At 64.8% G+C, this 7,507-nt stretch carries 3 protein-coding genes and 2 pseudogenes; all 5 read left to right on the top strand.

The features are described from left to right. The first annotated feature begins 225 nt into the window (after nucleotides 1–225). The 5 genes and pseudogenes from GEV05_20935 to GEV05_20915 all read left to right on the top strand — a co-directional run bounded on the left by GEV05_20935 (nucleotide 226) and on the right by GEV05_20915 (nucleotide 7,258). On the top strand, nucleotides 226–1,899 hold the full coding sequence (locus tag GEV05_20935) for a formate--tetrahydrofolate ligase (protein MPZ45802.1): 1,674 nt from the start codon (nucleotides 226–228) through the stop codon (nucleotides 1,897–1,899). A 477-nt stretch (nucleotides 1,900–2,376) separates the two neighbouring features. Beyond that, nucleotides 2,377–3,564 (top strand): annotated as a pseudogene (locus GEV05_20930) (citrate transporter). A 578-nt stretch (nucleotides 3,565–4,142) separates the two neighbouring features. Then, nucleotides 4,143–5,330 (top strand): annotated as a pseudogene (locus GEV05_20925) (citrate transporter). Nucleotides 5,331–5,460: 130 nt separating this feature from the next. Continuing rightward, nucleotides 5,461–6,774, top strand: a complete 1,314-nt coding sequence (locus GEV05_20920) for a TRAP transporter large permease subunit (GenBank protein ID MPZ45801.1) — start codon at nucleotides 5,461–5,463, stop codon at nucleotides 6,772–6,774. A gap of 40 nt (nucleotides 6,775–6,814) precedes the next feature. After that, complete coding sequence (locus GEV05_20915; protein ID MPZ45800.1) at nucleotides 6,815–7,258, top strand: universal stress protein; 444 nt, start codon at nucleotides 6,815–6,817, stop codon at nucleotides 7,256–7,258. Nucleotides 7,259–7,507 lie beyond the last annotated feature (249 nt).

Here is a 7,507-nt window from a genome sequence, read left to right as displayed (position 1 = left end):
GGGCTAATACTGCTCACGAGGAGGGGTGCCCGCGCGAGCGGGCGGGGTGGTGTGGGGTTGTGAGGAGGGCGGCGCGAAAATTGACCGCGGTCAAGGGAGGGGCGGCGCCGCGCCCAGTATAGTGGCTGCCCGCGCACCGGCGGCGCGAAGTCACTGCCGGCGCGCCGCCGGTGGGAAGTTATTGCCGGCGTGCCGCCGGCAGGGCTCACTGCGAGGTAGGACACCATGGCGTTATCCGACATCGAGATCGCCCAGCAGGCGAAAATGCAGCGCATCGTGGAAGTAGCCGCGAAGCTCGGCATCGCAGAGGCCCACCTCGAGCCGTACGGGCACTACAAGGCCAAGGTTTCGCTCGAGTTCGTCGCGAGCTTGAAGGACAAACCCGACGGCAAGCTGATTCTGGTCACGGCGATGAGCCCAACACCGGCCGGGGAGGGTAAGACCACCACCACGGTGGGCCTGGGCGATGCGCTCAATCACATCGGCAAAAAGACTATCATCTGCCTGCGCGAGCCTTCGCTCGGGCCGGTGTTCGGCATGAAGGGCGGCGCAGCCGGCGGCGGCTATGCGCAAGTCGTGCCGATGGAAGACATCAACCTGCACTTCACCGGCGACTTCAACGCCATCGCGCTTGCGAACAACCTGCTCGCGGCGATGATCGACAATCACATCACGCACGGCAACGAGCTCGGCATCGATCCGCGCCGGATCACCTGGAAGCGGGTGATGGACATGAACGATCGCGCCTTGCGCGACATCGTGTGCTCGCTCGGCGGAACGGCCAACGGCTACCCGCGCGAGGACGGCTTCGATATCGTGGTGGCTTCCGAGGTGATGGCGATCTTCTGCCTCGCCACCTCGCTCCAGGACTTGAAGGAGCGCCTGGGCAACATCGTGTTCGGCTACACCCGCGACGCCAAGCCGCTGCGCGCGCGCGATCTGAAGGCGCACGGCGCGATGGCCGTGCTGCTGAAGAATCAGATCGCACCCAACCTGGTGCAGACGCTGGAGAACAACCCGGCGTTCATCCACGGCGGCCCGTTCGCCAACATCGCGCACGGCTGCAACTCCGTCACCGCGACCAAGACGGCGTTGAAGCTCGCCGATTACGTGGTCACCGAAGCCGGGTTTGGCGCCGATCTCGGTGCGGAGAAGTTCCTCGATATCAAGTGCCGCAAGGCGGGCTTGAAGCCCGCTGCCGCAGTCATCGTCGCCACCGTGCGTGCGCTCAAGCATCACGGCGGCATCGATCGCACCCAGTTGAACGTCGAGAACCTGCCCGCGCTGGAGAAAGGCCTGGCCAACCTCGAGCGCCACGTGCACAACGTGAAGGAGGTCTACGGCCTTCCCTGCGTCGTGTCGATCAACCGCTTCACCGCCGACACCCAGGCCGAGATGGATCTTCTCGCCGACCGCATCGGCAAGCTGGGCGCAAGCGTGGTCGTGGCGAACCACTGGGCGGAGGGCGGCAAGGGCGCGGCCGATCTCGCGCGCGCGGTGGTCGCGATGTGCGAGCAGAAGTCCAGCCCGACCTTCGTCTACGACGACGCCGATCCCTTGTGGGAGAAAATGAAGAAGATCGCCACGCGCGTATACGGCGCGGCCGACATCACGGCCGATGCCAAGGTGCGCAACCGCATCAAGGAGCTGCAGGAGTCGGGCTACGGCCACTATCCCGTTTGCGTGGCGAAGACCCAGTCTTCGTTCACGACCGACCCGAGCGTGCGCGGGGCGCCGACCGGTCACATCGTCAACATCCGCGAAGTGCGGCTCGCCGCGGGCGCCGAATTCGTGGTCATGATCTGCGGCGACATGATGACCATGCCGGGCCTGCCGAAAGTGCCGTCGGCCGAGAAGATCGACGTCGACGCGAACGGCAAGGTGGTGGGGCTGTTCTGAGCGTTCATTGACGCTCGTCGCGCGAGCATGTTACAAGTGCCCGGCTTGCCGGTACGATCGACCGGCAAGCATCCCAAAGGGGAGTAGCTACAGCGGCGCAACGGCCGCTGCGGTACGGTCGTCAAGACGGAATGCCGAGCGATCGGTTGCCCCGGCCGTGCCGGCATCACTGCATGCGAGACCTTTGTTTGCGTTCGAAGGGCGGCCCAGCCGCTCGCAGCGTTTTCCGCTTCGGGATTCGCTGCATTCGGGCGTGCTTCGAGAGCCGGATCGCTGTCGCGAATATTCCTCGCGCCTGTGAGCGAGGATCGCGCTCGGCGACGAATAAGAAGGATCGTACGCATGCATGACGCTGCCGCAGCGCGCTACGCGCGCGCCTGTCGCCGAATGTCGTTTTCCTCGGGCGTGTTTGCCTTCGTCGTATTCATCCTGGCCGGCGCATCGCCAGCCTGGGCGGCAGATGCCGGCGGACCGGCATTGTTCGGCATACCGGTCGATTTCGTATTGTTCGCCCTCACGCTGCTCGGCGTCGGCATATTCCACCATCACACGCTCGCGGTCGCGCTGACCGGGCTGACCGTGATCATCGCCTACAAGCTCGGTTTCACCGGCTTCAATACCGGCCCGGGGCTCGCCGGCCTGGGCGCGCACTTCGCCCACGAGTGGGTGATCCTCACCAACCTGCTCGGCCTGTTGCTCGGGTTTGCGCTCCTGTCCAATCATTTCGAAAAAAGTCACGTGCCGGCGGCTTTGCCGCGCGTCCTGCCGGACGACTGGAAAGGCGGCTTCGTGCTGCTGGCGTTGATCTTCGTGCTGTCGGCGTTCCTGGACAACATCGCCGCGGCGCTGATCGGCGCGACCATCGCCGCTGCGGTGTACCGGCGCAAGGTACACATCGGTTATCTCGCCGCCATCGTGGCGGCGTCGAACGCGGGCGGCGCCGGCAGCGTGCTCGGTGACACGACCACCACGATGATGTGGATCGACGGCGTGAGCGCGATCGACGTCCTGCCTGCTTTCATCGCCGCCATCGCCGCGCTCGTCGTCATCGCCGTTCCCGCGGCGCTCCTGCAGCAGCGCCACTCGCCGATCGTCAAGGATCCGTCGGCGCGCATCACCATCGATTGGGCCCGTGTCGGCATCGTGCTCATCATCCTGCTCGCCGCCGTGGCGACGAACGTGATGGTCAACAGCAGAGCGCCCGAACTGGCGGACAAGGTGCCGGCGCTGGGGCTCGCCGTGTGGGTTGCGCTGCTCGTCACCGCATTCTGGCGCCGTCCGGAGTGGAGCCTGCTGCCCGAGGCGCTCAAGGGCAGCATCTTTCTGTTGGCGCTGGTCAGCATCGCCTCCATGATGCCGGTGGAACGCCTGCCCGCGGCATCCTGGCAATCGGCGCTTACGCTCGGGTTCGTCTCTTCGGTGTTCGACAACATTCCGCTCACCGCGCTGGCTCTGAAGCAAGGCGGCTACGACTGGGCGTTGCTCGCCTTTGCCGTGGGCTTCGGCGGCTCGATGGTCTGGTTCGGCTCGTCGGCCGGCGTTGCCGTATCCAATATGTTTCCGGAAGCGCGCTCGGTCGGCTCCTGGCTGAAGCACGGCTGGTTCATCGCCGTCGCCTACGTCGTGGGATTCTTCGTCATGCTGGCCCTTTGGGGATGGTATCCCACGGACAAGAGAGAACGTCCCACGCAGGCGCCGGCCGTGAGCGTAGCGCCATCGGCACACGATCGGCTCGCGCGAGCGAACCGACTCGTGGTGCGAGAAGGAGTCGTGGTGCGAGAAACCAAGCCGCACGCGGCCGAAACCAAGCCGCACGCGGCGTTCGATTGACGCCCGCGAAGCGCGCGTGATAAAAGGCGCTCTGCATTCCGTACGGCATGGAATGCAACTCCAAAGGGGAGTAGCTACGGCGGCGAAAGCCGTCGCGAAGCGGCCGTCATCACGGGATCGCGCAACTCTTGCGCATCCCCGGTCGCTCCGGCACCCAGCGTTGCAGGCGAGACCTTTGCCCGTGTAGACCTTGATAGGTATGTCTTCGGGATGAAGGCAGCGGCTCGGTGCGCGTGCAGTACGCCCCGGCATGCGGCCCGAGTCGTGAACGAGGGAGGATGCGCATGCAGCATGCGGGCGCGGACGGCGCGCACGGACGGAGGTCGGCGAAGTGGCCGCTCGGCCTGGCGCTCGCCGCTGCATCGATCCTCCAGCCTGACCTGGCGGTTGCCGCGGCAACCGACGGGCCGGCACTGTTCGGCATTCCGGTCGACTTCATCCTGTTCGCGCTGACGCTGATCGGCGTTGGTGTGCTGCATCACCATACGCTCGCGGTCGCGCTGACCGGCCTGGCGGTGGTCACCGCCTACAAGCTCGCCTTCACCGGGTTCAAGACGGGTGACGGCCTGGCCGGACTCGGCGCCCATTTCGCCCACGAGTGGGTGATCCTGACCAACCTGCTGGGACTGCTGCTGGGTTTCGCGCTGCTGTCGAAACACTTCGAGGAAAGCCGCGTTCCCGCCACGCTGCCGCGCTACCTGCCCGACGACTGGAAGGGCGGCTTCGTGCTGCTCTGCCTGATCTTCGTGCTGTCGTCGTTCCTCGACAACATCGCCGCGGCCTTGATCGGCGGCACCATGGCCGGCGTGGTCTACCGCGGCAAAGTCCACATCGGTTATCTGGCCGCGATCGTGGCCGCATCCAACGCGGGCGGTTCCGGCAGCGTGGTGGGCGACACCACCACCACGATGATGTGGATCGACGGCGTGGCGGCGACTACGGTGCTGCCCGCGTTCATAGCCGCCTTTGTGGCGTTGCTGGTGCTTGGCGTTCCGGCGGCTTTGCTGCAGCAGCGGTATTGTCCAATTGCGCGCGACGAGACCACCCGCGAAGGCATCGACTGGGCGCGGCTCGCGATCGTCTTCATCATCCTCGCCGCTGCGATCGTGGCCAACGTATTGATGAACACGCAGGCGCCGCAACTCGGGGACCAGCTGCCCGTGATCGGGCTGGCGGTCTGGGTGGCGCTCTTTCTCACAGCCAGCTGGCGCAGACCCGAATGGTCGCTGCTGCCCGAGGCCATCAAGGGCAGCATCTTCCTGCTCTCGCTGGTGAGCATCGCCTCCATGATGCCGGTCGAGAAGCTGCCGGCGGCGTCGTGGCAGACCGCGTTCGGGCTCGGCTTCATCTCGTCGGTGTTCGACAACATTCCGCTGACAGCTCTCGCATTGAAACAGGGCGGCTACGACTGGGCCGTACTCGCATTTGCCGTCGGCTTCGGCGGCTCGATGATCTGGTTCGGGTCCTCGGCCGGCGTCGCGCTCTCCAATATGTATCCTCAGGCCAGGTCGGTTGCAGCCTGGCTCCGGCACGGCTGGTTCGTCCCGGTGGCGTACGTGATCGGCTTCTTCGTCATGTTGGCGCTCTGGGGCTGGCATCCGACGGAGAAGCGCGGCAAGACCGTATTCGACGACGCGCCGGCCGCGGTTGCCATCTACGGGCGCGAGGCGGCAGCGGACGGCCGGCTGTCTTGAATGCACCCAAATCGATGATTGTGAGGGAGACGTTGCAATGGAAATGATGCAGTGGGTTACCTTGATCGTGTTCGGCCTCACGATCCTGGCGGTGATCACCAACGTGGTCGACAGCACGCTGGCTGCGCTGATCGGCGTGGCGGTGATGTGCTGGCTGGGCATCATGACCGAGACCGAAGCGTTCAACTACGTCGACTGGAACGTCATGGCGATCCTGGTCGGCATCTGGATCATCGCCGGCTATTTCGGCAAGAGCGGAGTGCCGAGCTGGCTTTCGATCCAGGCGCTCAAGCTGTCGGGCGGCCGGCCGGGGCTTCTGGTCATCATCCTCACGATGCTGGCCGGCATCATTTCCATGTTCGTCGACAACGTGGTGACGATCCTCATGATGGCGCCGGTCGCGCTGCCCCTCGCGCGCGCCGTGAAGCTGCCTCCGGTGCCCGTCATCCTGATGATCGGCTTCGGCGCCAACTTCATGGGCACCGCGCTCTTGATCGGCGACCTGCCGCCGCAGATGCTGCACAGCGTCGCGGGCGCCGAATTCTGGGACTTCCTGTGGCAGTTCGGGCGGCCGTCTTCGTTCCCGATCCTGATGATCACGTTCGCCATCACGCTGCTCGCGATGTGGTTCTACGGCTTTCGCGGCCACACGCGCGTTGCCGATATGTCGGCGCTTGGAGTCGAAGCCAAGATACCGAATCCGCTGTTTGCGACCATCGTGGTGGTCTGGTTCGTCGGCACCGTCATCGCCATGTCGATGCGCGAGCTGCTCGGCGTGCAGCTCGGCTTCATCGCGCTGACTGGCGCCGTCACGCTGGTGCTGGTGCTCGAGCTGCTTGGCGACCGCGTCAAGACGTCGAGCTTCGAGGAGTCGATGCAGGAGCTGGATTGGCGCGCGATCTTCTTCTATATCGCGCTGTTCGCTCTGGTCGGCGGGCTGGAAAAGAGCCACATCCTGGACATGCTGGCGAATGCGATCCGGCCGGTGTTCGTCGAGAACTATGCGCTCGGCGCGACGCTGCTCTACTGGGTGACCGTGCCGATCGTGGGCATCGTCGAGCACGACGCCTACATCCTCACGTTCCTGCACACCATCAAGGACATGGCCCAGGGCGGGATCGAACCGTGGCCGCTGTGGTGGATGCTGCTGTGGTCGGGCACGCTCGGAAGCAATCTCACCGTGGCCGGTGCGCCTGCCTTGTACGTCGCGTTGAGCCTGGGCGAGAAGGAGGAAGGACGCAAGGTGTCGCTGCGCGAATTCCTCTCCTGGAGCATTCCGTTCACGATCGTCTGCTCGCTCGTGTGCTACGTGCTCGGGATGCTCATCTGGGTGCTGCCCTACTCCAATTGATACAGCCGAGAACAAGCGCACTGGATACAAGGAGACCGAAATGTACAAGCACATCCTCATTCCGACCGACGGCTCGGACCTGTCGCGCGCGGCCGCACTGAACGGCGTCAAGCTGGCAAAGGCGCTGGGCGCGAAAGTGACCGGGTTCTTCGCGGCGCCCGCGCCGACCCCGCTGGTCTACGAAGGCTTCCTGCCGGTCGGCTACACCACGCAGGAAGGCCATGCCGAATTGATCGACAAGACCGCCGCGAAGTACCTGGGCGTGATCGAGCGCGCCTGCGAGAAGGCGGGCGTGCCGTGCAAGAGCGTGTACGTCACCAACGAATACGCGGCCGACGCCATCATGGATGCGGCGAAGAAGTACCGGTGCGATCTCATTTTCATGGCTTCCCACGGCCGGCGCGGCTTGTCCGGCGTGCTTCTTGGCAGCCAGACGCAGAAGGTGCTGACGCATTCCAAGGTTCCCGTGCTCGTTTGTCGCTAGTCCATCGCGCGCAGGCGGACGCAACGCCTGCGCGCTACCGATCACCAGTGTTCATGCTGCTTGCGTCGACGTACGCGCATGTCGCGAGCGACTCGAAGGCCGAAACTTGACCTTGGTCATTTTCTTGCCGCCGCCTTTGCGCCATAGTGATGCAGCGCCTTCGCGGGCATCGATACGCACGCGAGATGCGAGGCGCAAATTCATAACAGCGACGGAGGAGGCATCATGAATCTATTCAGGCGCGCACGG

It is taken from the genome of Betaproteobacteria bacterium (assembly GCA_009377585.1).
In the GTDB taxonomy this organism is placed as follows: Bacteria; Pseudomonadota; Gammaproteobacteria; order Burkholderiales; family WYBJ01; genus WYBJ01.
Note: the sequence above shows the minus strand (reverse complement) of the source record. Positions and strands in the feature narration are given on the sequence as shown.

Bases quoted from the DNA above. Each gene is read 5' to 3' on its own strand.
- GEV05_20935 (MPZ45802.1), top strand. From the start codon at position 226: ATGGCGTTATCCGACATCGAGATCGCCCAGCAGGCGAAAATGCAGCGC.
- GEV05_20920 (MPZ45801.1), top strand. From the start codon at position 5,461: ATGGAAATGATGCAGTGGGTTACCTTGATCGTGTTCGGCCTCACGATC.
- GEV05_20915 (MPZ45800.1), top strand. From the start codon at position 6,815: ATGTACAAGCACATCCTCATTCCGACCGACGGCTCGGACCTGTCGCGC.